This is a genomic window from Ensifer sp. ENS07, assembly GCF_014852185.1.
Lineage (GTDB): Bacteria > Pseudomonadota > Alphaproteobacteria > Rhizobiales > Rhizobiaceae > Ensifer > Ensifer adhaerens.
Genome location: NZ_JACVBE010000016.1, coordinates 160,284 through 183,912, shown reverse-complemented (window position 1 = coordinate 183,912; position 23,629 = coordinate 160,284). Strand labels below are relative to the sequence as shown.

Genomic DNA, 23,629 nt, shown 5'->3' with positions numbered 1-23,629 from the left:
CTGACATGGCAATCCACCTCGACCTTGCGGTCAACCTCCAGGCAAGCGATTTCATCGTTTAAAGCTGGCACTCGTTCTAACGAAAGCCCCGCTTCGGCGGGGTTTTCGTCGCGAACACACTTCCCGGGATGCGGCCCAAAGGTAATCCTCCCGGGCATTAACGGGGTTCAAAGTAGAATTTTCTCGGGCTTTATGATCGAGGAGATTTTGATGAAGACGAGCAGATTTAGCGAACCCCAAATCCTTGCAATCCTGCGCCAGGCGGAAGGCGGTGTACCGGTACCGGAGCTGTGCCGGGAACACGGCATGAGCACGGCGTCCTTTTACAAGTGGCGGGCCAAATATGGCGGTATGGATGCCTCGATGATTAGCCAAATGAAGGCTTTGGAAGAGGAGAACCGACGGCTCAAGAAGATGTATGCGGAAATGAGCATGCAGGCGGAACTGCTCAAAGAGGCTCTTGGAAAAAAGTGACGCGGCCATCTCAACGCCGGGAGATGGTCGGGAAAGCGGTGGCGTTGCGCGGGGTGAGCATTGCACTCGCCTGCCGCACCTTTGGTGTCAGCGAGACCTGCTATCGTCACAGCGCCAAGCTGAACGACGAGAACGAGCAGATCGCCGACCTGTTGATCGGGCTGACGCGGGCGAAGAAGACCTGGGGCTTCGGCTTGTGTTTCCTTTACCTGCGCAACGTTCAGGGACACCGCTGGAACCACAAGCGCGTCTACCGCATCTACCGCGAGCTGGAACTGAACCTCAGGATCAAGCCACGAAAGCGGTTGAAGCGGGACAAGCCGGATGCACTGGCCGTGCCTGAAACGCCGAACATGGTTTGGTCCATGGACTTTATGGCAGACCGTTTGGAGGATGGCAGGCAATTCCGGCTGTTGAACGTCTTGGACGACTTCAACCGCGAAGGGCTTGGCATCGAAGTCGACTTTTCGCTGCCGGCCGAACGCGTCATCCGAAGCCTAAGCCAGATCATCGAATGGCGCGGCAAACCCTTTGCCATTCGAGTCGACAACGGCCCGGAATATGTCAGCGGCAAACTGATGGAATGGGCCGAGAAGCAGGGCATTGCCCTGAGCTATATCCAGCCCGGAAAGCCGCGGCAGAATGCCTACGTCGAGCGCTACAACCGCACCGTTCGCCATGAATGGCTAGATCAATACATCATCGAAAGCATCGAGGAGGCACAGGAATTCGCCACGCAATGGTTATGGACCTATAACAACGAACGGCCCAATAGGGTATCGGCGGCATCACACCCGCACAGAAACTGAAAATGGCCGCGTGAATTCTACAATAGCGCCCCGTTAAAAACGGGAGGATTACCGTAACAACTGATCGGGGTCGCGAAATTTCGCTTGCATTTACGTATTCGGCGCCATTATATTAGGATTACCTAATTATTAAAGATTGAGCACTGGAGGGGTGCATGTTCCTCAAGATCGATCCGCGAAAATCTCTCATAAATTTTGACTTATTGAACTACGGCTTCTTAAAGGCCGACATCGTTGTGGTGGAATTGAGAGGGGATTTCCGAGCGTCAAATAATTCAAGCGACGTGTCTCAGAATACAGATTTTAATACAGGCTCTGGCTATTTTTCTGCGAATACGCCCGTGACTGCGCGCCTAGGAACGGGAACTTTGGTGGCCAGGAACAATGATTCGAGCCTTGCCGATAATTCTGACCCAGATAACGACTATGGCGTCGACGTAAAGCTGAGAGGCTTTACGGACGGGGCGGATGTCTTTGACTTCAGGGGGCGGGCCACGCTTCCTGAAGTATACGGTGGAAATACCATCTACAATGCTAAATCTGGAAATGATACTGTGCATTTCTCTGACGTAGATGTGAAGAATTTTGATGAGACAAAACTTTTCTTTGGGGGATACGGGAACGATACATTCGTTGCGTCGAAAATTGGGATGAATTTTGATTTGGGGCCAGGGAATGATACCCTGGTATTCAAGACAGATGTAACAGTTCCATTCTCGCTTTTAGAAAACAGAGACAATGATAGCGCGCTTACAATAAAGTATGCGTCGCAGTTTTACTCTGTTGATCATCTCGAGAGAATTCAACTTTCTAACGGGGACATCGTTCCAGCGGCAAAGTGCTTTGTCGAAGTCTTGCGCCGAGATGATGGCGAATGTTCGCTTAACTTTTTCATTAACGGCCAAAAGAAAATGAGCGTCGACGGCTTCTACGATGAGGCGACGCCAATAGAAGCGAAAAATTACGCAGCCTGCTTTCGGAACAATGGCTCGAAGGGGGAGCGGATAGAACTACTTAATGTTCCGGGAAGAGACAACATTCAAATACATATCGGTCAGGACGGGGGAAAGTCAGAGGGGTGTTTTGTGACGCTGGAACGAGCGGATTTCCTTGGCCCGCTGTTTGACCTCGTGAAACAGACATATGTTAAGGCCGGCGTCACCATGGACTGGGCAGTCGGAGAGACTTTCACTCCATTCGTTCCTTTCTCCGTCCATGTAAAAGATGTGGAGCCGGTAAGGCAGCCTTATATCAAGCCTGTCGATGTGGTCACTACAACTGCTGCACGCGCTGTCGACGTCAAATTCATGCTTGAGGATGATGGAGCAACGACAGGGCTTGACCATAAGGGGGTGCAGATATTCTTCACATTCGATGATCCTGATTTGGATCCCTGGGATTGGGGCACAACTGTCGTTGGTCGCAATGTCACAGACGCTCCCGTGGCGGGCGAAATTGCGCAATACAACAAACAGATTAACGGCAAGGATGTATACAGTATTTTTCTAGATCAGGATACCGACGTCGCGATCCTCCCTATCAAGCTTTTTGGGAACCCAGGGAGGATTGATTTCGAGATAATCGATGCGAGCCTCTGGAGGTGGGTCGGAACCAAGTGGGATCGCTTCGCGATATCGGAGCTCCCAAAAAGCCAGTTTCAGTTCTACGGGGCTGAAGAGCTCCTCATTCCTGACAAGCACGTTTCCGTAACGGTTGATGCTGTCAGCCCACTACAGGCCAATCAATCTAGCGATTTTTTTATGTGAAGCGATCTCGCCTCTCGTCCCTTACGAAGTGGGTGGCAGTGGAGTTGCTCTGGATCGGAAAGACGCCGTCTTATAACGTGGCGATAGCCAAACGTGGCTCTCACACAATAAAGAAGTCCGACAATGTCACGGCAAGGTTTACACCGATAGTTGCGAAATGAACCGAGCCGCCAGCGGCGCTGCCGTCGCTGTCGTAGAAGAGCTTGCCGGTATCCGTCTCGTATATGATCCGATCGCTCGTGTCGGCTGCCAGACCTGCTGTGTTTTTGACGAACTGGTCCGCGGTCAATTTCCCAGTCCCCGTGATCGCGGTGAAGATCGCATTCTCAAGCCGGATCGTGTCGGCGGCCACATCGAAGTCCGTGACCGTGTCAACGTTCGTGGTCGCGCTGAGCGCTGAGTTGAAGAAGAAGGTGTCGTTGCCGAGCCCGCCGGCTAGCTTATCTTTCCCCGCGGAACCATTCAGAATGTTGTTTCCGCTATTGCCGACCAAAATGTTTGCGAGACTGTTGCCGGTGGCGTTCGTATTTCCCGCCCCAAGCAGCGTCAGGTTCTCGACCGCTCCCGTAAGCTTGGCGCTGGCGACGAGGCTAAAGGAAATCGACGACTTGACCGTGTCAGTGCCGCTGCCGCTTTGTGAGACTTCATCAATGATGTCACCGATTTCATTGACAATGTAAGTGTCGTTTCCGCCGCCGCCATTCATCGTATCCGCCCCGAGACCACCGTCGATGTAATCGTTACCGGACTCGGCTCGGAGGAGGTTCTTTTCGCTGTTTCCGTAGAGAAGATCGTTGTAACGCGATCCGATAAGGTTTTCGACGGAAAGGTAGGTATCGCCCTTAGCGTCGTTGGTGTTCCTCGATGGCGTCAGGAGGCTCGCTGTTATCCCTACCGAGGCGCTGGAGTATGACGCGGTGTCGATCCCAACGCCTCCGTCGATACGATCGCCCCCCGCTTCTCCCAGGAGCGTGTCGCTGCCGTCTCCGCCAATAAGCGCATCATTGCCGGCGCCGCCGATGAGGACGTCATTGCCGGCCCTGCCGTCGAGAATGTTAGCGCCTGCGTTCCCCTTTATCTTCTGGGAAAAGCCATTGCCGGTCAGGTTAAGCGCTATCGCTCCTGCGGCGTTTGCCGTCTCAAAAAGCTCGATGCGCGCGGCGCTGGAGAGGGCGTATGAGGTGCTTGTGCGTACAATATCGGTGGGATTGACGATATTGTCATAGGGCGGAAACCAGTCTTCGATGATCTGATCCAGTGTATTATCAACCATATAGACGTCGGCGCCCGCGCCGCCGTCCATAACATCGACGCCAGTGCCCCCATCAAAAAAAACACCGCCATCGCCGCCGGTCAGATTGTCGTTTCCGGCGCCACCATAAATCTGGCTATCGGTATCGCTCCAACTGACCGTGATGGTGTCGTCGCCTTCTTCGCCGTGTAGCCGGTTTATCCTCGTACCGCCATCAATGATGTCGTTGCCACTGCCACCCCAAATGTAGTTGTCCGCGTGAAAGCCGCCGGTTAGGACGTCGTTGCCGCCGTAGCCATAAATGTAGTTCGTGACACCGAAGACATCACTATCGCCGATCAACTTATTGTTGCTGTTATTCCCTTTAATAGTTGGCAATTTAATCCCCCAACCCCGCCTTGTCCCGCTTACGTTGTATCCGAGACTCTTAGCCGGAATACGTCGGACTCGCAATGTACCAGCGCTTTCAACGTGGTCTTGATGTAGACACGTACACATCGTCGCAGCGTATGCGGCGTCTCCACCCATTGATTTTGCGTTGCAACGGTCAGGACTATCGCTTGCGGATGTCCCGTGAGCTCATCGAAGAGTCCCTGACGAGCTCACTATGAGGCGCTGGTCCGTTGCGCGTAGGCCCATGGCATGAGGGCGTCGATATCATTCGCGAGATGACCATTGGCCAGGCTGATGTGGAGATCTCGCAGGTAGGCGTAGGGTTCGACGCCATTCATTTTGCAGCTGCCGATCAGGCTGGCAAAGGGGGCTCGATTTCGGCCACCCTCGTCATGGCCTGCAAATAGCGCGTTGCGACGGTTCATGGCCGGGCTGCTATGGCGTTTTCGACCAGGTTTGAATCGATGTCGACGCAGCCGTCATGGAGGAACAGCCGGAAGCCCGTCTTGTCGTCTCAGCATATAGGCCATGGCCACGCCGAGGTCGGATTTGCGCGAGACGCGCGCGGCCTGCGCGGACAACCAGGTGAAGAACTCATCGACTAGCGGACGGGACAGGTTCTGGCGCACAGCCTGGCGGTGTCCGGGATAACGGCCTCGGATGCTGTCCTCGATTTTGTAGAGAGCGGCGGTACGCAGCAACGCCTCGTCGACGAGGGGCGACCCCTTCTTCGGCTTGACCTTGATCAGTTTTCTGCGGCCATGCGCCCAGCAGAAGGCCAGCTTCAACGATCGCCGCCCGTGCGGTCCGGTGTGGCGAGGCGCGAGTAGCCAGCATAGGCATCGACTGGGATCGTGCCGTTGAAGCCGTCGAGGATTTCTGCGGAATATTCGCCTTTACTCCCAGGCCGGTAGTGGAAGACCACACCAGTCGGCGCAGAGCCGTTCCAGCCGCGATCGTCGCGCAGAACCGCCCAGAGATAGCCAGTTTTGGTCTTGCCGCCTCCCGGATCCAACACCGGAGCCGTGGTCTCGTCGACATAGAGTCTTGAGCTGCCCTGTTTCAGGATCATGGCCATGTGGTCTACCACCGGCGCGATCGCAGCACCCGTCCTGCCCATCCAATCTGCCAGGACGGTGCGGTCGCTCGGCACTCCGTGCCGAGCCACGACTGTCGCCTGACGGTTGAGCGGCATATGTTCGGAATGCTTCGACACGGCGACCTGGGCCGACCGGGCTTCGGTCGGCCAGCTACCTTCCAGCAAATGCGCCGGCGCTCTGGCCTGAACCGCGCCCGTGCGGCCCTTGGGACAAGCGTATTTCGGGCGGGTCGTGACGATCACCTGGTAGCACGCCGGAATTTGATCGAGCCGTTCCGTCCGATCTTCGCCGATCCGAACCATTTTGCCGCAACCATAGGGGCAATGCTGTCGGGCTCGATCACCCGCTCGACCGACGGCAGCGCGCGCGTCTTATGCTGTTTGCGAGGGACGTCCTTGCCGATATCGGGTCCGCTCGCCGCGATCTTTTCCTCGACGACGGCGATCTTTGCCTGTGTTTCGGCAATGGCCGTCTCCAGGTCCTCCAGCGCCAGTTCCATCTGCGTCGGATCCAGCTTTTCCGATTTCGGCCCGAACTTCGTGCGGCGGTAGTCCTGAACCTGGCCCTCAAGCTTCTCGATCAGTTCCTTCAGCTCGGTGATGAAGGCGTCCTTTTCGGCCACCACCGCCTGCTGACGTGCCGCACGCTCCACCGACAGCTCGAACTGCACCGCCGCAAAGGCGTTCAATACCTCGGCGGGAAGGTCCGGGAACTGGCTGAGATCGATGGGCCGCGACATGCAGCTTCATAGCAAATCGAAGCAGAAAAGCCCAATAAAACAATGCCAAAACCGAACAGGTAAGCCATCCTGCCGCAGTCGGCGCTATCATCCGCTGCGCCATAACCCGTCGCCAATCGAGCCCTTCGAACAACGCTTCGTATTGAGCCCGCGAAAGGCGCATCGTTCCATCCTGCGCCTTCGGCCATGCAAAGCTTCCCTGTTCCAAGATTTTGTAGGTCAGCACCATTCCGCTGCCATCCCATGCCAGGATTTTCAAACGATCCCCGCGCTTCGACCGGAAGACCACGGTGACCCCGGAATGCGGATCAAGCTTCAATTCGGTCTGCACCATCAATGCCAGGGCCTGATGGCCACAGCGGAAGTCCACCGGCCGCGTCGCGATCAGGATCGGTAAGCGTTGGCCCGCGACGATCGTGCTGTCCCTCGCATCGCTCGCACCAAGGCCGCAACCCGATCAACCGGCACATCGCCGGGAACCCTCACCACCAGGTCGTCGCCTATTTCTACTATCATAATCCCTGAAGTGATCTCGACCAGCTCCGGAACCGGCGATGCACCGGCAGCCTCCTTCAGTTCCGTTGCGATCGCCAGCGGCACAAGGCAGCTTCGATAGACCCGTCCTCAATGGCTGGCATCAGTTCGGCAGGCAGCGCCAGAAGACCCTGACGTGCTTGTCGTCCCAGCAAGAAAGCTGATGCGCAACGAGAGCATGACGACGCGCAACGTCAGCGACCCGAACTCCAGGCTGAAGGCTCTCCGCAACAATCCGCGCTTTCACAGCATTGGGCCATCGCCGGTTTCCACGACGAGGCTCGAGAATTTCACAGCGCCCAACAAATCCCTCACCATCTGCCATGCCAAATCTCCAGCTCTTGCCAAAAACCTTGTGGCAGATGCCTCAATGCTCAGAAACACACACGGAATCAATGGGATGTAGGTGGCGCATACGTCGCAGTTGCGTATGCCGCGCCTGGCATTGGCCGGCTGCTGCTGGCCGCGCGACGGTCTAATCTACGTCGGCGGATGCGGTACCGTATGGAGCAACAAGGAATCATCCGGCAATCCCCCGCCGATTAACGGACTTCAAAAGTAGAATTTTCTCCGGCTTTATGATCGAGGAGATTTTGATGAAGACGAGCCGATTCAGCGAACAGAAAACGTTAAAGTTGGCGCAGCGAACCCTCAAATCGATCAGTTACCGCCTCAATTCAATGGAGCATTTTGAGCGAGTTGTGCGGCAAAACATAAAGACCGACCAAGGAACCGGAAGTCCAAAGCTCAAAGAAGACCATCGAGTCAGGCAAATCAGTTCGGTAGGCCCAGTTTGCTGAAGTCCACTCACGGGAATAGGCCGATCGTCACACGGACGACTGCGGTATTGGTACACCTTGCAGTTTTGCCGAAATTCTCCCGCAACCTAGCTCCTCAATTTTCTGCCGCGGAACCTGCTATATCGCTGACGGCAGCAGTTGAGGTCTTCCTGAAGCTTATCGCCGGTGCCTCGCCCTCAAAAGCCTCAACCCGCCGATCATAGTTCGGCGCGACCGTGCCCATCACGCGGTCCCAGAACGAGAAGTAGTTCGCGTAGTTGTACTTGAATTCGGCGTGGTGCTGGTCGTGATAGGTCGTGCAAAGCATTGGCGAAGGATACCGCGCTGTGCGTGAGGCGAAGTATTCGAAGCCGGCGTGGCCGAAGGTGCCGTTGATCTGATCGAACAGGCGGTGGGCCAGAAGGATGATCGGCGGGAACGGCACGAGAAACGTGATGACGGCGTAGTAGCCTTGGCTCATAGCGGTATCGACTAGGCCAATCGAGTCGTTGCTCCAGACCGTCGGCGCGACACTGCGGTGATGCAGGAGATGGTACTTATAGAAGAGCTTGGTGTGCAGCAGCCGGTGGGCGAAATAGAACCAAGCGTCGAAGAGCACCATGCAGAGCACAAAGAGCGGGACGGCCGTCCACCAGCTGAACGCCCAGGGCGAGAACAGGGTCCATCCCTTGTACTGGACGAAGAGGCCTATCGCGACCGACGTGCAGGTGACGAGGATCGAGGCCATGCTCTGGCGGATCTCGATGGCCTTGCGCTTCTCGCCGCGCCGTCCCTTCTGAATGCGGCGCTCGGGATTGCGGTCGTTGAGCCGGGTGATGCCGTAGCCCAGGATGAAGTACAGGGCCACCGTCGCTGCATAAATCGCTGCCAGCAAGCCGACAAAGGTGAGACTGTCCTGAAGAAGGGCGCTCAAATCGTGATCCGTCGCGGAAAGAAAAGTTGAATTGGCGCGTGGAATATACCAAGCCCCCTCTTCCGCGCAAGCCATCCGGGCTCTCTTATGTTCGTTTGCAAGCTCTTTAGTCATGACTCATCCTTTTCGGTTTTGACGACGAAAGCACATGCGTGAAGCTGTTGAATAAAGGAGGAGACAGGGCATTTAGACGACGGCTGGCATACTCTTATGCGCGGGTTTGGTACCGCATTTCCGTGTGTTCGTCTGGGGCTGCCTCTGTCTAGTCTCGGGCTTGGAATTTATCCGCCACATAGAGCCCGCGAGGGTTCCCCACCGGGAGCCCTGCCTCCATCTTTATCCAACAGCAGATGATTTCAATTTTTGGATTAGGGGGTCTCTGTCCAAGCTGGCCGTCGGCATTTAGCCTCTTGCCGTGGGAGCGACCTCCTGTCCAATCGCCCACAGGAATGCTGACATTTCTCGGGCAATGGCGGTGACAGCGACGACTTTCGGCTTGCCTGCCGCCATCAGTTTTCGATAGCGCGCGCAAAGTAGCACCTGGGCTTTCCAAGCAATCTCTCGAACTGTACCCGTTCGCCCGTTGAGCTTTCCGACGGCACGAGACCGAGATACGCCATCAACTGACGGGGATTATCAAAGCGCCTGATGTCGCCGATTTCGACGACAAAAGTGACCGCAGTCATGAATGCAACGCCGCGCATCGCTTGGTAGGCGGCCACAACCGGGGCCATCGACCAGGATGCCGCGGTTTCGTCTACCAGCTTGGTCAGCCGATCTAGGCGCACGCAGGCATCCTCGATGGCCTGGCAATATTCCGCCAGCAGGATTTGGTGGGCGGGATGATCGAAGGCCTGGCACGTCAGCCATCTTGTATGGGCACGCGTCCAGGGTTCGCGGCCGGTATAGATCCGGCCATGACGCAACAAGAAGGACTGAAGTTGCTGACGCGCCTGTTTCAGTGCATCGCTGGCAGCCTCGCGGGCCCGCACCAGGTCACGGATCGCCTCATGGCCTTCATCCGGAACCCAGACCGGGGTCAGTTCGCCCGCCCGGTGCAGGCGCGCCAGACTTAGGGCATCCCGGCGGTTTGTCTTCACCCGGTCGCCGGCACGCTTGGGTACCAGCGATGGCGCCACCACCACGCAGTCATGCCCCAGTTCGACAATCTGCCGGTAAAGACCGTACCCTGTGGGGCCGGCCTCATAGCAAAAGTGAAGCTTGGCTCCGCGCTTTGAAAGCTTATTGACCATCGATGCCACTGCTGCCGGCTCCGAGGAGATGTCGCCAAAAAACCGTACCTCGCCGTTGCGGCTTCCATCGGCAATGGCCACTGAAATCTTCAACTTCGACGTATCCATGCCGATGAAAATTACGCTATCGTCTTTCATGGTTCGCCCTCGCTAAGCATGGGGCAAGGCTCCGGACTATCCAGAGCAACCCCCGAATTCAGCTTACCGCGGGGGCGGGCCACCTTCACCCGACGAACATACGGTCTAGCCGCGCTCGAGTTCGGCCAGAAATGCGCGCAATTCCGCGCCGTCAATGCCGACGAGGTGTCTCTCTTGCGGGTAGCTGCCGGAGTGCACATCCGCGGCAAACTCCGAGAACGCGGCGATCCGTTCCCGCTGAAGCCGGTCGTATTCGGCGGCAAAGGTGCGATAGGTCTTGGCGTGGCGCGGTACGTGGCCGCGATTGCTGCCGAGCACGTCGGCGGCGAAAAGATATTGGGCGTCGCAGCCGGAACCCGCTCCCATCGAAAGCATCAGCATCGAGGTTCTGGCACTGATCGCCCCAGCGACATCTCCCGGAACGACCTCGATTTCTGCCGCGAAGGCGCCGGCTTCCTCAAGCGCCTTGACCTGTCGCCAGATCTCGAGCGCACTCGCCGCGCTCTTGCCGACGGCGCGAAAACCGCCGGTCCAGGTGGCCTTGGAGGGGATGAGACCCACATGGCCGCAGACGGGAATGCCCTCCTCGCGCATCCGCCGGACGGTGGAAAGTCCTGCAGCACAATAGACCGCGTCACCGCCGGCCTTCAACGCATTGAAGGCGGCACGCATGTACTCTTCCGCCGTGACGTAGTCGCCATATTCGAGGCCCGGAAAGGCAAAGCAGGTCGGCGCAACCTCGCGAAACTCCGGTCCCAAGAGCGTCGGGGGAACGGAAACGAGATCGATGCCGGCGGTTTCGGCCGCTTCGGCTTCATCCAGCGTTTCAACGCGCAGCATGGTGAGCTGGCGCTTGCCTTTCATCGACAAGAGATCGGCAACGGTCGGACGGTGGCTTTTCATGAGAAGGCTCCGGAGATCATGAAAGAAGGATGATTTGCCGCTCACTCTAGGCGGCGAGGAGTGCTTTGAGCTTGGTTTCGGGCGAGATGAGCGCCTGCGGATCCGGTCGTTTTCGGGCTGCAATCAGCATTTCTGCAAGCCGAATGTCGCGCGCGACCGCATTGCCCGGTCCGATGCCGGAAGCCGCAAGCAGCCGACCGGTATTGTCGAGATGAAAAAGAATGAAGGCGTCGTCGGTAAGTTCGCGCCGCACGGTCGTTGCAGCACCCTCGGCAAGCCCCGCGATCTGCAGTGTCAGATCATACTGGTCGGACCAGAACCACGGCACGCTGGTGATCGCCTCGCCCCCGCCGAGTAGATTGCCGGCAACGAGCGTCCCCTGATCCTGCGCATTGCGCCACGCCTCAAGACGTATCCGACGATCACCATAGTGACAGAGCGGGAACGAGCAGCAATCACCAGCGGCGTAGATATCCGGGTCGCTGGTTTGAAGCGTTGCGTCGACCGCAATGCCGTTCTCGATCGAAAGGCCGGCGACGGCTGCAAGCTCCGTGTTCGGGACCGCGCCGATGCCAACGACGACGAGATCGGCCTCAATTGTCTCGCGGCCGGCGAGAACGACGCGCGCACGGCCTTCGTCCGCGTCGATACGTTCGATCTTCGCGTTGCATCGTATGTCGACGCCTTCTGCACGATGCCGCGCGGCAACAATTGCGGCGATCTCCTCCGGCACGCCGCGCGAAAGGATGCGCGGCAACCCTTCGATAAGCGATACGGCAGCACCGAGCCGGCGCGCCGTAGCGGCGAGCTCCAGACCGATGAAGCCACCGCCGATGATCGCAAGCTTGCGACCGGGCGAAAGTGCGCGGCGGACCTCTTCAGAATCGGCATGGGTTCTAAGCGTGCGGATGCGGCGTGACACCTCATCTATACCGGCGATGGTTCGCGCCCGCGCACCGGTCGTCAACAACAGCCGGTCATAGGCGATGCTGCTTCCGTCTGCGAGCGTCACGCGCTTTTCGGCGCGATCGATGGCCATGACCGGGATATCCGTCAGCACTTCGATCCCTGCTGCCGCGTAGCGCTCGGCATCAGCGACATATTTCGGCGCTACCTCTGCCTTGAGCCCTTCCTTCGAAAGAGGCGGCCGCTCATAGGGAAGATGCGGTTCTGCGCCGATCAGTGTGATCTTGCCGTCGTATTGCTTTTCCCTGAGGGCAAAGGCGGCCCTTGCCCCGCATTCGCCGGCGCCCACGATGACGATAGAACCCATCTCAACCTCCCTGCCCACCGCGGCGAGCCCAATCCTATCGAGAGCGGCTTCAGCCGAGCGCGATGAACACGCTTCCGGCCTCGACCTTCACCGGATAGGTCTTCAGGTTGACGCAAACGGGCGCGCCCTTGGCCTGGCCGGTCTTGTAGTTGAAGCGGCCGTTGTGCTTCGGACATTCGATGATGTCGTCCATCACGAGGCCATCGGCGAGATGAATATGCTCGTGGGTGCAGAGCCCGTCGGTGGCAAAATACTCGTCGTCCGGGCTGCGGTAGACAGCAAAGGTGCGTCCGTCGTGATCGAAACGGATAACATCTTCTTCGTCGATTTCGTCCGCTGCGCAGACTTCAACCCAGTTTCCGTTCATGATTTCCTCCCATTTCCTGGCATCGGTTGGTTATTCGGCTGCGTGCACGATCGCATCGCTGTGAAATTCCTCCCGGTAGGGCCTTGCCGTCGCCGGCAGCTCGCGCTTCAGGAAGTAATCTTCGTTCCGCAACTGCCGCAGAAAGGCCGGGATCATTTCTCGGTAGCCTTGCAGCATCGACGGGTTCGGCTCCGGCAGATCATGCTTGATCATGGCGTGCAGCTTCGGCAGCGCGTGATAAGGCACCATCGGGAACATGTGGTGTTCCACATGGTAGTTCATGTTCCAATAGACGAAGCGGCTCACCGGATTCATGTAGACGGTGCGGCTGTTCAGCCGATGGTCGGTCACGTTGTCGGCAAGGCCGCCGTGCTGCAGCAGCCCGGTCAGCACGTGGTGCCAGGCGCCATAGAACCTGGGCAGACCGATCAGCATCAGCGGCAGGATCGAGCCGAGATAGAAACAGGCGGCGATGGTGGCCGCATAGATCGCAAACCAGATGCGTGCGACCAAGATCGCCTTCGGCTGCTCCATTTCAGGGATGAAAGTCGCTTCCTCGGCGCTGATGATGCCGAACGTGTTGCGCACCATGTCGATCATCGCGTGCCAAACGTCGAGCACACCGAAGAAATTGAGGACGAGGCGCAGGAGATCCGGCGGCCGCATGACCGCGATTTCGGGATCCCGGCCGACGATCACCGTATCCGTATGGTGACGCGTGTGGCTCCAGCGCCAAGTGACCGGATTGCGCATGATCATGAAGCAGGCGATCTGGTAGACGGCATCGTTCATCCACATCGTCTTGAACGCCGTGCCATGGCCGCATTCATGCCAGCGGCTATCGGAGGCGGAACCGTAGAGAACGCCATAGGCAAGGAAGAACGGAACGGCCCACCACGTGCCCCAGAGGGTGATGCCGAGTGCACCGAACAGAACGAGACAACCGAGCCAGATCGCAGTGTCGCGGATGGCCGGCCCATCCTCGCGCTTCATCAGTTCCTTCATCTGCTTGCGCGGAATGTCGGTGTGATACCACTCTGCGGCCGAGAGACCGTTGGCGACCGCCGCCTGGGCATCCCGGCCAAGCAGGCTGTAGTCTCGCTTCGTCGGCATCATCGTCATTTGCGCTCCTCCCCGCGGTCCGACCCGATCTGGCCGGAGACGTCTTATGTCGTGCAATGACGATAGGTTGACTTTTGCCAGGTCTCAATGCAGCAATGAAATATTCTTTCAAATGTTGTCATAACCCGCATTTCACGCGTGATACAAACCTATCAGGAGCCACGATGAGCAACCGTCCGACCATTGCCGACCTTGCGCGCACTGCCGGCGTCAGCGTCGCCACCGTCGACCGCGTACTCAACGGGCGCCATCCCGTGCGTGAGGAGACCGCGCGCCGGGTCTATGAGGCTGCTAAATCAATCGGCTATCACGCCGTGGGCTTGATCCGGCAGCGCGTCTTTGAGGACCTGCCGCAATACAGGCTTGGCTTTGTGCTGCAAAAGCCGGAGCAGGCCTTCTATCAAACGGTTGCGAAGGAAATCGAAAACGCGGCACTGTCGCTGTCGCATGCCCGCGTCTTCGCCCAGGTCGATTTCGTGGCAAATTCCACCCCATCGGCCATAACGGAAAAGCTTCGGGCCGCTGCGACGCGGAACCAAGCCATTGCGCTCGTCGCTCCCGACTACCCGGCCGTGACCACCGCGATAGAAGAACTCAAGGAACGCGGCATTCCGGTCTTCTCCCTGCTTTCGGATTTTGCCGCCGGCGTTCGCGAGGGCTATGTCGGCCTCAACAATCACAAGGTCGGCCGCACGGCCGCGTGGATGATCACCAAGGCGGCCAAACGCCCCGGCAAGGTCGCTGCCTTCGTCGGCAGCCATCGCTTTCTCGGCCACGAGCTTCGGGAAATTGGCTTTCGCTCCTATTTCCGTGAGCACGCGCCGGATTTCGAAGTGCTGGATACGATGGTTAACCTCGACACGGCCGAGATCACCCATGAAGCTACGCTCAATCTGCTGCAGCGCCACCCGGACCTGATCGGCTTTTATGTCTGCGGCGGCGGCATGGAAGGGGCGATCTCGGCGATCCGCGAGGAAAAGCTTGAGGGAAAACTGATCGCGGTCGTCAACGAGCTGACACCGGATTCCCGTGCGGCCCTTGGCGACGATGTCGTGACCCTGGCGATATCGACCCCGACGGCCGCCCTCGCGCGCGAAACGATCAACCTGATGATCCAGGCGATAGACAAGGGCCCGACCGGAGCGCCGGGGCAAACCTTCTTGCCGTTCGACCTCTTCACACCGGAAAATATCTAGGCAGATGGTGGTTCGTGAGAATGACGGCGCTACGCCTCGCGCCGCGTCTGTGCAATTTCTTTCACAAGGTAATCAATGGCCGCCAGTGTATCCAACTGCACCCATGTCTCAGGATGGCGATACACTGGATAGAGACTTAAAGCCGCAAAGGTGAGTTGATCGAGCGTTGGGCGCGCCGCCGACCTTCGACGCAAGGTGCTTTGCGAAGCCTTGCCCGATCGGTCGTCGGTAAGACCCCAGCCCGCATAAAAAGGCGTTGCATAGCAACGGACAGGCAATCCCCGCAAAAGCGCATCGAAGCCCATTTGGCTGGACACCGTCCAGACCTCATCTACGATTTCGAGGATTGAGGCGGCAGAGACCTTGTCCGCCATCAAGATGATCCCGGGCGTTTTGGCAGCCCGCTCTGTCGTGTAGCCGCGCCTATGGCCGGCGATCACATCTGGATGTGTCCGAACAACGCACTGAGCGCCGCTAGCGAGGGCATCATCCAACATCCGATGAAAGGACGCCGGCGATCCGAGCGCCTTTGCAACGGAAACATCCCCGTACACTTGATCCACGAGCAGCACCCTGCGCCGGTTAGTGCGTTCAATGCGCGGACTATGGTGGGGCAAGCTGTTGTATTTAGAAAGCTTGTTCGCCACCAGGGCCTCCCGGATGGCGGCACCCGTGTTTGTGAACTCCGTACGACCCGCTTCGGCGATCAACAACTCTAGACGCGAGGCACGACCCGCTTCGACCGGAAGCGCTTTGTCGTCGATAACAATCGAAATCGGCACACTGCCTTCCTTGCCCAGACCCACGGAGCGTAGAAAGCCATCTTCGAGGTGCCAATGCGGCAGACCTCTGAGGCGTGCAATACGGATAGCTGCCTTTGCCGGCAACCGACCGCCCCAAGAGACGATCCCGTCGAGTGAAGATGACAGCGTCGAATGAAGCGGCGCATCCCCGAAGTAGTTCCGCAGCCAGGGGAATGCCTGCTGCACGAAAAAGGATGCCCCTATTCTGGAACCCCATCTCGGGTGCCAGGGGCGCGTTGTTTCTGGCGATACTTCGTCCAGCTCGTTCATCCCTTTGTCTCAAGCCGCTAAAATTCTCAACTTCGTCCGGCCAAAAACCATCTCCCCTTCAGAAATGCAATTGCCAACTTGAACCAGGAGCGATCGGAGATCTCTTAACCACTGGGAAGCATGTCAGAGAGAATTTGGTACCCACGCAGGAATGAGAGAATTCCATCACTGACGAAAGACAATCTTGCAGCAATGCAAGGCCTTTTCGCGCTGTGCTCTTTGACTGCGCTCCGACAGTTGGCGAATTGTCCGCAAGGTTATAAATGGAATGAACGTTCCATTTATAACCCATAGCCACCCCACTGGAGGAGACATTCCCGTGACCGCCCTGCCCTTCGCCCTCAATCACATGACGACGCCGAATCTACCGCTTGGCGACTTTTTCCAACTCGCCAAATCGCTCGGCATGACCTCTGTCGAAATCCGCAACGATCTCACCGGTAACGCCATCCTGGACGGCACGCCGGCGAAGGATGTCGCCGCCCTCGCCGGCCGTCACGGCATCACGATCATCTCGATCAATGCCCTTCAACGTTTCAACGAATGGAACGAGACCCGTCAGGCCGAAGCCGAAGAACTGATCGCCTATGCGCGCGACTGCGGCGCCAAGGCCCTTGTCCTAGTTCCCGTCAACGATGGCACGGGCCAGGCCGATGGCGAGCGTCAGGCAAATCTTCGCAAAGCTCTTTCCGCACTGAAGCCGATGCTCGAAAAGGCCGAAATCATCGGCCTCGTCGAACCGCTCGGCTTCGAGATCTGCTCGTTGCGCTCGAAGACGGAGGCTGTTGAGGCCATCAAGGCCGTCGACGGTGAGAAGACCTTCCGCCTGGTGCACGACACGTTCCACCACCACCTCGCCGGCGAGCCTGCAATCTATCCTGAGATGACCGGCCTCATCCACATTTCCGGGGTCGCGGATGAACGTGTCGCGGTGGCGAACCTGCGTGATTCGCACCGCGTCCTCGTCGATCGGAGCGACCTGCTCGACAACGTCGGACAGATTCGGCGCCTGCGCGCGGCGGGCTATGCAGGGCCACTCTCCTTTGAGCCATTTGCCGCCGAAGTCCACGGATTGGCGGATCCCGCCGCCGCGGTGGGACAGAGCGTGGATTACATCCGAAGCCATATCTAAGCTCCCCCGGCGCGAGGCCGGCAAATCAACAGTGGGCGCCGCATCAGGCCTTGACGGCGCCCGTATAAAATGGAATACATATTCCGTAATCGCAATTTGCTGGTTCGTTTATTCCGTTTTATTCAAAAGCGCAGCGGGAGTGCCGCTTTTGAAATGAATGAGCGCAATCCGGCATTGCGTCCCCGGCAGGAGAAGGTGGCGCCGGGCACCATTGTGGAGGAGAAAGACGATGAAGAAATTCGTGCTCAGCACAGCGCTGGCTGTGATGATGTCGACGGCAGCCCATGCCGAGACCATCGGCGTATCCATGGCCCTTTTCGACGACAACTTCCTGACGGTCTTGCGCAACGGCATGTCCGACTACGCCAAGACGCTCGATGGCGTCGAACTGCAGATCGAAGACGCGCAGAACGACGTCTCCAAACAGCAGAGTCAGATCCAGAACTTCATCGCCGCCGGCGTGACCGCGATCATCGTCAACCCGGTCGATACGGATGCGACGGCTGCCATGTCGAAGATCGCTGCGGATGCCGGCATCCCGCTCGTCTACGTCAACCGCGAACCGGTCAATGTCGACACGCTGCCGGAAAAGCAGGCTTTCGTCGCGTCGAACGAACAGGAATCCGGCACGCTGCAGACGCAGGAAATCTGCAAGATGCTCGGCGGCAAGGGCAAGGCCGTCGTGATGATGGGCGAACTGTCAAACCAGGCGGCCCGCATGCGCACCAAGGACATCCACGACGTGCTTGCCACCGACCAGTGCAAGGGCATTGAGATCGTCGAGGAGCAGACCGCCAACTGGTCGCGCACGCAAGGCTCGGACCTCTTGACGAACTGGCTTTCGGCCGGGCTTGAGTTCGACGCCGTCATCTCCAACAACGACGAAATGGCGATCGGCGCGATCCAGGCGCTAAAGGCCGCCGGTCGTTCGATGGATAGCGTCGTCATCGGCGGTATCGACGCGACGCAGGACGCTCTGGCAGCCATGGCTGCAGGCGACCTCGACGTCACGGTGTTCCAGAATGCCGCCGGCCAGGGCAAGGGCTCTGTCGATGCCGCGCTGAAGCTTGCCAAGGGCGAAGCAGTCGACAAGAAGGTCTACATTCCCTTCGAGCTTGTGACGAAGGAAAACCTCGACAAGTACCAGGCGAAGAACTGATCGCCGCAATAGAGAGCGCGGGAAACCCCGCGCTCTCATTCGAAAAATGCAGGTCCGACCGCAAATCTCTGCGTCCAATGGATGCCGTACGCGGTAAAATGGGCTGGTCACCCGCCAGCGATGAGGACTTTCCGCGACAGCCGGAAACGACGGGGAGGCAAGGAACATGACGCTTAGTCCGACAACGATGGCAGCCGTGCGCGCCAGCGGCGCGGTACCGAAGGCCGAATATCTTCTTTCTGCGGAAGGGATCCGCAAGGAATTCCCCGGTGTCGTTGCGCTTGACGATGTCGAGTTCAAGCTGAAGCGCGGCACGGTCCACGCATTGATGGGCGAAAACGGCGCCGGCAAGTCTACCCTGATGAAGATCCTCGCCGGCATCTACACGCCCGATAAGGGCGACGTGAAGCTGAAGGGTGCCGAGATCCGGCTGAAGTCGCCGCTCGACGCCCTCGAAAACGGCATCGCCATGATCCATCAGGAACTGAACCTGATGCCGTTCATGACCGTGGCGGAGAATATCTGGATCCGCCGCGAACCGAAGAACCGCTTTGGCTTCGTCGATCACGGCGAGATGAAGCGCATCACCGCCCTCCTGTTCGATCGCCTGAAAATCAAGATCGATCCTGAAATCGAAGTGCGTCACCTGTCGGTGGCCAACCGGCAGATGGTCGAGATCGCCAAGGCGGTCTCCTACGAATCCGACGTGTTGATCATGGACGAGCCGACGTCTGCGCTGACCGAGCGCGAGGTCGCGCACCTTTTCGAAATTATCCGGGATCTGCGCGAACAGGGCATCGGCATCGTCTACATCACCCACAAGATGAACGAGCTGTTCGAGATCGCCGACGAATTCTCGGTTTTCCGCGACGGCAAGTTTATCGGCACCCACGCCTCAAGCGACGTTACCCGCGACGACATCATCCGCATGATGGTTGGTCGCGAGATCACCCAGATGTTTCCGAAGGAGGAGGTTCCGATCGGCGACGTCGTGCTGTCGGTGAAGAACCTGGCGCTTGACGGCGTCTTCCGCGACGTCTCCTTCGACGTCCGCGCCGGCGAAATCCTCGGCATTGCCGGTCTCGTCGGCTCCGGCCGCTCGAATGTCGCCGAAACACTCTTCGGTGTGACGCCGGCAAGCTCGGGCACGATTTCAATCGACGGCAAGACCCTTTCGATCGACAGTCCGAACACGGCGATCAGGAACCGCATGGCGTTTCTCACTGAAGATCGCAAGGACACCGGCTGTCTCCTGATCCTCGATATTCTCGAAAACATGCAGATTGCCGTGCTCCAGGATCGTTTCGTCAAGGGCGGCTTCGTCACCGAAAAACAGGTCACAGCGGCCTGCGAAGAAATGAGCCGCAAGCTGCGTGTCAAGACGCCGAACCTGCAGGAGCGCATCGAGAATCTCTCGGGCGGCAATCAGCAGAAGGTGTTGATCGGCCGCTGGCTGCTCACCAATCCGCGCATCCTGATCCTCGACGAGCCGACACGCGGCATCGATGTCGGCGCCAAGGCGGAAATTCACCGTCTCGTCACCGAACTCGCGCGCAACGGCGTCGCCGTCATCATGATCTCTTCGGAGATGCCCGAGGTGCTCGGTATGAGCGACCGCATCATGGTCATGCACGAGGGCCGCGTCACCGGCTTCCTCGACAGGGCCGAAGCAACCCAGATCAAGGTCATGGAGCTCGCCGCGAGCTGAGCGGGAAACGACCCCAAAGGGAGGAATGAAAATGGATACCAATGTCGCCGCACAGGGCGCGAGCGCACCGCTCTCAGCGACAAGGCGCCGCTTACCGCCTGAATTCAACATCTTCCTGGTCTTGATCGGCATCGCGCTGGTCTATGAGATCCTCGGCTGGATTTTCGTCGGCCAGAGCTTCCTCATGAACCCGCAGCGCCTGACGATCATGATCCTGCAGGTTTCGGTCATCGGCATCATCGCCGTCGGCGTCACCCAGGTCATCATAACGGGCGGCATCGACCTTTCCTCCGGCTCCGTCGTCGGCATGACGGCGATGATCTCGGCAAGCGTCGCCCAGGCCTCCACCTGGCCGCGCGCGCTCTATCCGTCGCTCACCGATATGCCGGCGATCGTCCCGATCGGGCTTGGCATCGGCATCGGGCTACTCGCCGGCTTTATCAACGGCCAGCTGATTGCCCGCACGAAGATCCCGCCCTTCATCGCCACACTCGGCATGATGGTTTCGGCACGCGGCATTTCCAAGTGGTACACCAAGGGCCAGCCGGTCTCGGGTCTCACCGATCAGTTCAACTTCATCGGAACTGGCATCTGGCCCGTCATCGTCTTCCTGGTCGTCGCGCTCATCTTCCACATCGCGCTGCGCTACACCCGCTACGGCAAGTTCACCTATGCGATCGGCGCCAATGTCCAGGCAGCCCGTGTCTCCGGCATCAATGTCGAGGCGCATTTGATCAAGGTTTATGCCATTGCCGGCATGCTGGCAGGCCTCGCCGGTGTCGTCACGGCTGCCCGTGCCCAGACAGCACAGGCCGGCATGGGCGTCATGTACGAACTCGACGCGATCGCCGCGACCGTTATCGGCGGAACCTCGCTGACGGGTGGTGTCGGCCGGGTCACCGGCACGGTCATCGGCACCATCATCCTTGGCGTCATGACCTCAGGCTTCACCTTCCTTCGGGTCGACGCCTACTACCAGGAAATCGTCAAGGGCCTGATCATCGTCGCGGCTGTCGTCATCGACGTCTATCGACAGAAGAACCGCAAGAAGGCCTGAGTCCCAAAAGCAATACTCTCCTCCCAGTGAAGCCAACTGGCCGGGACGACGAAAGTCATCCCGGCATTTTATTTTGTTCAGAAGGCTATATCGCCAGGCTCAAGCCGTTTTCCACATATGCTTGGCGCGCAGGGCTGCCCCGGCGCACGCGCTCTGGCAAAATCCTTGGCGATGCACTATAAGACAGGCGTTCAAAACTATTGGAGACTTCCCATGTTGTCGCAGCGCAAGCTTGCGAGCCAGTTTCAGCCGCGTTTCGTTCTTCAGCTTTGGAACGCTATGCTGCGGGTACAAACCCGCGAGACAGCTTCACTCTTCGGCCAGCGTGATCGCTAGACAGAACCTACGCTGGTCTGACGGCAGTCAGACAACCGATTGGGCGTAGCTAGAGCAGATCCTGCGATCGATGAATCGAATGTGAAGTGACGGCGCAGGCCGAAGCTGATTCAACATCCACTCTGGAGAGGTGGATGTTGGGACGAGCACTGAGCCATGATCTTCGATTGCGGGAATTGAAAATGTCGGCGAAAAGCGTTTCCGCGACAGGCCGGAGCCCGGTTCGAGATTGGAGTTTGGACAGCAATCCGCTGGATTGCGAGGGCCAGAGATGGCGAGCAGACTGCACGGCTACGAGGTTCAAGAAGATCATCGCGTTTGGTTGCACACTAGTGGTTTGATTCCAACACTTGGTGCCCACGTCTGACGGCTGCGATTATGTCGTCAGGGTCTGCTTTCCAGATGAACGGCTTCGGCTGTTCGTTGTGCTCTTTGATAAAGCGGTTGATGGCTGCCTGAAGATCAACGACGGAATGAAAGACACCATTCTTCAGTCTTCGTCGAGTGAGCTTTGCGAAGAAACCCTCGACGGCATTCAACCAGGAACAGGATGTCGGAACGAAGTGGAAGGTCCAGCGGAAGATGCAACCCACAAAGTGGATACTCTCGATTGCGCTGAGCTCAATACTCGGGGGCTGCCAAAGTGATCTCGCGCTCGTGGCCGACGCCGCTTTACGTGCAACCCCGCAATTTTCCGGAAGCGACAATGTGGATAAAAACGAGTCCAATGTTCCTTCCACTCAGCCCCCCGTTCCCGAAACGACACCAGTTGAGAATGTCGATCAGGCGCCTGCCTGTGCTTCGGACGTCCGAGGAAAGCTATTGGCTCCCGGTACGAACCCGATTTCGATTGGCTGCAGTGTTCAGCTATCTTCGGCCGACGTCGTCAACCACCCGCTAATTCTGGAAGGAAGCGGCGCATCCGGAACGGTACTCGACTGTGGCGGAGCAACAATAGACGCAAGTGCTGGCGCGGATAGAAAACAGAAAACGGCGATAGCCGTTCGCTCCAAAAAGACAACCTCGGGGCAATGGGAAGCCCCATCCAACATCACAATCCGAAACTGCAAGATCAACGGTTTCGTGCGAATATCCGGTCTTGGCGAGAACGCCGACGGCGCGTTGATGAAGGCCTCCTCGCGCAACCCCGACCATACCGCGTTTGCCCAGGCATCGGCTCCCAAGAACGTGCGCCTCGATAGCGTCACCCTCACTGCCCCGGATGGCATTCCGCTCTACGTTGGCCCAGGGGTGACCAATGCTGCACTGGTCAACTCGCGGATAAACGGCAAATCTACTTCCGTCGCCATCTACCTGGACGCAGAGTCTGCAAACAACACTATTAGCAACAATGTCTTCGGGATCACTACCGAAAAGCGGGAAATGATCGCTATCGACGGATCGGCCAACAACAGGATTACCGGCAACACCTTCCAGAACTCCGAGAACGGCGGCGTATTCCTGTACCGGAACTGTGGCGAGGCCGGCGTGATCCGCCATCAGAAGCCGCAATATAATCAGGTCACTGGCAACACGTTCCGCTACGCGTCCTCATTCCTCGCGCAGCCGGCAATCTGGCTGAATTCGCGCAACGGCAACCGCAGCTATTGCTTCAAGGATCCGGCTTACCCATTCGGTAGCAGCGCCAGCAACCTCGATTTCGCCCAGAACAACGTTGTGCGCAATAACCGGCTCGTGGGCGGCTCCGAAAGCCTGATCCGCAACGACGATCCTAGCAACAAGATTGACGGGAACATTGCGACTGGCGGCTAGTGCACAGCGCCGCCGCAGTAATCGGATGCGACAGCCCTCCGAAGATACCCGTCGGCATCGACTGGTCGATCTGGAATTGGCGCCTGAAAAACCAATCCTGGGAAGCGGAGCGCGCCTTGGATTTAGCGCTTTGTTAGGGAAAAGAAGGCACCATGCCAGCAGGGTGTGGCACGACCGATAGATCTTGAGCAGCTGCTGCTAGAGGTGAGAGTGCAAAGAGCTGCAATACCGAAGTACGATCGGGAACTGTTTTTTATCGTTCTTGCGACGCTGATAGCGCTTCTTGTCGTCGCAAGCTCGCTGCTCATTGCAGTCATCTAGACTAGCGCCCTAGAAATCTGAATCTGACGCTAAGACAA

General features: G+C 58.1%; 14 protein-coding genes and 7 pseudogenes. 9 read left to right on the top strand and 12 right to left on the bottom strand.

Annotation, left to right across the window (positions count from 1 at the left end):
- Positions 1-210 precede the first annotated feature (210 nt).
- Positions 211-1,297, top strand: a pseudogene (locus IB277_RS32710) (IS3 family transposase).
- 141 nt (positions 1,298-1,438) lie between these two features.
- The gene (locus IB277_RS32705; protein ID WP_192372750.1) at positions 1,439-3,049 is read left to right on the top strand and encodes a hypothetical protein; all 1,611 of its coding nucleotides are present in this window, start codon (positions 1,439-1,441) and stop codon (positions 3,047-3,049) included.
- Between the two features lie 100 nt (positions 3,050-3,149).
- Here IB277_RS32705 and IB277_RS32700 read toward each other — a convergent pair whose 3' ends face one another.
- The 10 genes and pseudogenes from IB277_RS32700 to IB277_RS32660 all read right to left on the bottom strand — a co-directional run bounded on the left by IB277_RS32700 (position 3,150) and on the right by IB277_RS32660 (position 13,836).
- Positions 3,150-4,679: a calcium-binding protein gene (locus tag IB277_RS32700; protein WP_192372748.1), complete on the bottom strand. Its 1,530-nt coding sequence runs from the start codon at positions 4,677-4,679 to the stop codon at positions 3,150-3,152.
- A 227-nt stretch (positions 4,680-4,906) separates the two neighbouring features.
- A pseudogene (locus tag IB277_RS38750) lies at positions 4,907-6,533 on the bottom strand (IS66 family transposase).
- A gap of 163 nt (positions 6,534-6,696) precedes the next feature.
- A pseudogene (gene tnpB, locus IB277_RS39025) lies at positions 6,697-6,867 on the bottom strand (IS66 family insertion sequence element accessory protein TnpB); the annotation flags it as partial.
- Between the two features lie 50 nt (positions 6,868-6,917).
- A pseudogene (locus IB277_RS32690) lies at positions 6,918-7,392 on the bottom strand (transposase).
- A gap of 569 nt (positions 7,393-7,961) precedes the next feature.
- Complete coding sequence (locus IB277_RS32685; RefSeq protein WP_246812869.1) at positions 7,962-8,780, bottom strand: sterol desaturase family protein; 819 nt, start codon at positions 8,778-8,780, stop codon at positions 7,962-7,964.
- A gap of 402 nt (positions 8,781-9,182) precedes the next feature.
- Positions 9,183-10,171: pseudogene (locus IB277_RS32680) on the bottom strand (IS110 family transposase).
- A gap of 105 nt (positions 10,172-10,276) precedes the next feature.
- Entirely contained in the window at positions 10,277-11,074 is a 798-nt protein-coding gene (locus IB277_RS32675) for a 3-methyl-2-oxobutanoate hydroxymethyltransferase (protein WP_192372744.1), read from the bottom strand.
- Between the two features lie 46 nt (positions 11,075-11,120).
- Complete coding sequence (locus IB277_RS32670; protein WP_159415895.1) at positions 11,121-12,347, bottom strand: NAD(P)/FAD-dependent oxidoreductase; 1,227 nt, start codon at positions 12,345-12,347, stop codon at positions 11,121-11,123.
- A gap of 49 nt (positions 12,348-12,396) precedes the next feature.
- The gene (locus IB277_RS32665) at positions 12,397-12,714 is read right to left on the bottom strand and encodes a MocE family 2Fe-2S type ferredoxin (protein ID WP_127890676.1); all 318 of its coding nucleotides are present in this window, start codon (positions 12,712-12,714) and stop codon (positions 12,397-12,399) included.
- A 30-nt stretch (positions 12,715-12,744) separates the two neighbouring features.
- Entirely contained in the window at positions 12,745-13,836 is a 1,092-nt protein-coding gene (locus IB277_RS32660; RefSeq protein WP_159415894.1) for a fatty acid desaturase family protein, read from the bottom strand.
- 164 nt (positions 13,837-14,000) lie between these two features.
- Here IB277_RS32660 and IB277_RS32655 point away from each other — a divergent pair, with 164 nt between their 5' ends.
- Positions 14,001-15,032, top strand: coding sequence for a LacI family DNA-binding transcriptional regulator (locus IB277_RS32655; protein ID WP_060529654.1), 1,032 nt, complete (start codon positions 14,001-14,003; stop codon positions 15,030-15,032).
- 29 nt (positions 15,033-15,061) lie between these two features.
- On the opposite strand, the gene IB277_RS32650 is transcribed toward IB277_RS32655, so the two are convergent.
- On the bottom strand, positions 15,062-16,105 hold the full coding sequence (locus IB277_RS32650; RefSeq protein WP_192372742.1) for a capsular biosynthesis protein: 1,044 nt from the start codon (positions 16,103-16,105) through the stop codon (positions 15,062-15,064).
- 319 nt (positions 16,106-16,424) lie between these two features.
- On the opposite strand from IB277_RS32650, the gene IB277_RS32645 reads away from it, so the two are divergent.
- From IB277_RS32645 to IB277_RS38370, 5 genes and pseudogenes are all read left to right on the top strand, one after another.
- Positions 16,425-17,237: a TIM barrel protein gene (locus IB277_RS32645; protein ID WP_060529656.1), complete on the top strand. Its 813-nt coding sequence runs from the start codon at positions 16,425-16,427 to the stop codon at positions 17,235-17,237.
- A 229-nt stretch (positions 17,238-17,466) separates the two neighbouring features.
- Positions 17,467-18,396, top strand: coding sequence for a sugar ABC transporter substrate-binding protein (locus tag IB277_RS32640; protein ID WP_159415892.1), 930 nt, complete (start codon positions 17,467-17,469; stop codon positions 18,394-18,396).
- Positions 18,397-18,562: 166 nt separating this feature from the next.
- Entirely contained in the window at positions 18,563-20,104 is a 1,542-nt protein-coding gene (locus IB277_RS32635; RefSeq protein WP_159415891.1) for a sugar ABC transporter ATP-binding protein, read from the top strand.
- Positions 20,105-20,135: 31 nt separating this feature from the next.
- On the top strand, positions 20,136-21,161 hold the full coding sequence (locus IB277_RS32630) for an ABC transporter permease (RefSeq protein ID WP_112984665.1): 1,026 nt from the start codon (positions 20,136-20,138) through the stop codon (positions 21,159-21,161).
- A gap of 473 nt (positions 21,162-21,634) precedes the next feature.
- Positions 21,635-21,827: pseudogene (locus IB277_RS38370) on the top strand (IS630 family transposase); the annotation flags it as partial.
- On the opposite strand, the pseudogene IB277_RS32625 reads toward IB277_RS38370, so the two are convergent.
- A pseudogene (locus tag IB277_RS32625) lies at positions 21,827-22,075 on the bottom strand (IS630 family transposase); the annotation flags it as partial. The pseudogenes IB277_RS38370 and IB277_RS32625 sit on opposite strands and share 1 nt — an antisense overlap.
- 4 nt (positions 22,076-22,079) lie before the next feature.
- Here IB277_RS32625 and IB277_RS32620 point away from each other — a divergent pair.
- The gene (locus tag IB277_RS32620) at positions 22,080-23,270 is read left to right on the top strand and encodes a NosD domain-containing protein (protein ID WP_159415889.1); all 1,191 of its coding nucleotides are present in this window, start codon (positions 22,080-22,082) and stop codon (positions 23,268-23,270) included.
- The last annotated feature ends 359 nt before the right edge of the window (positions 23,271-23,629 follow it).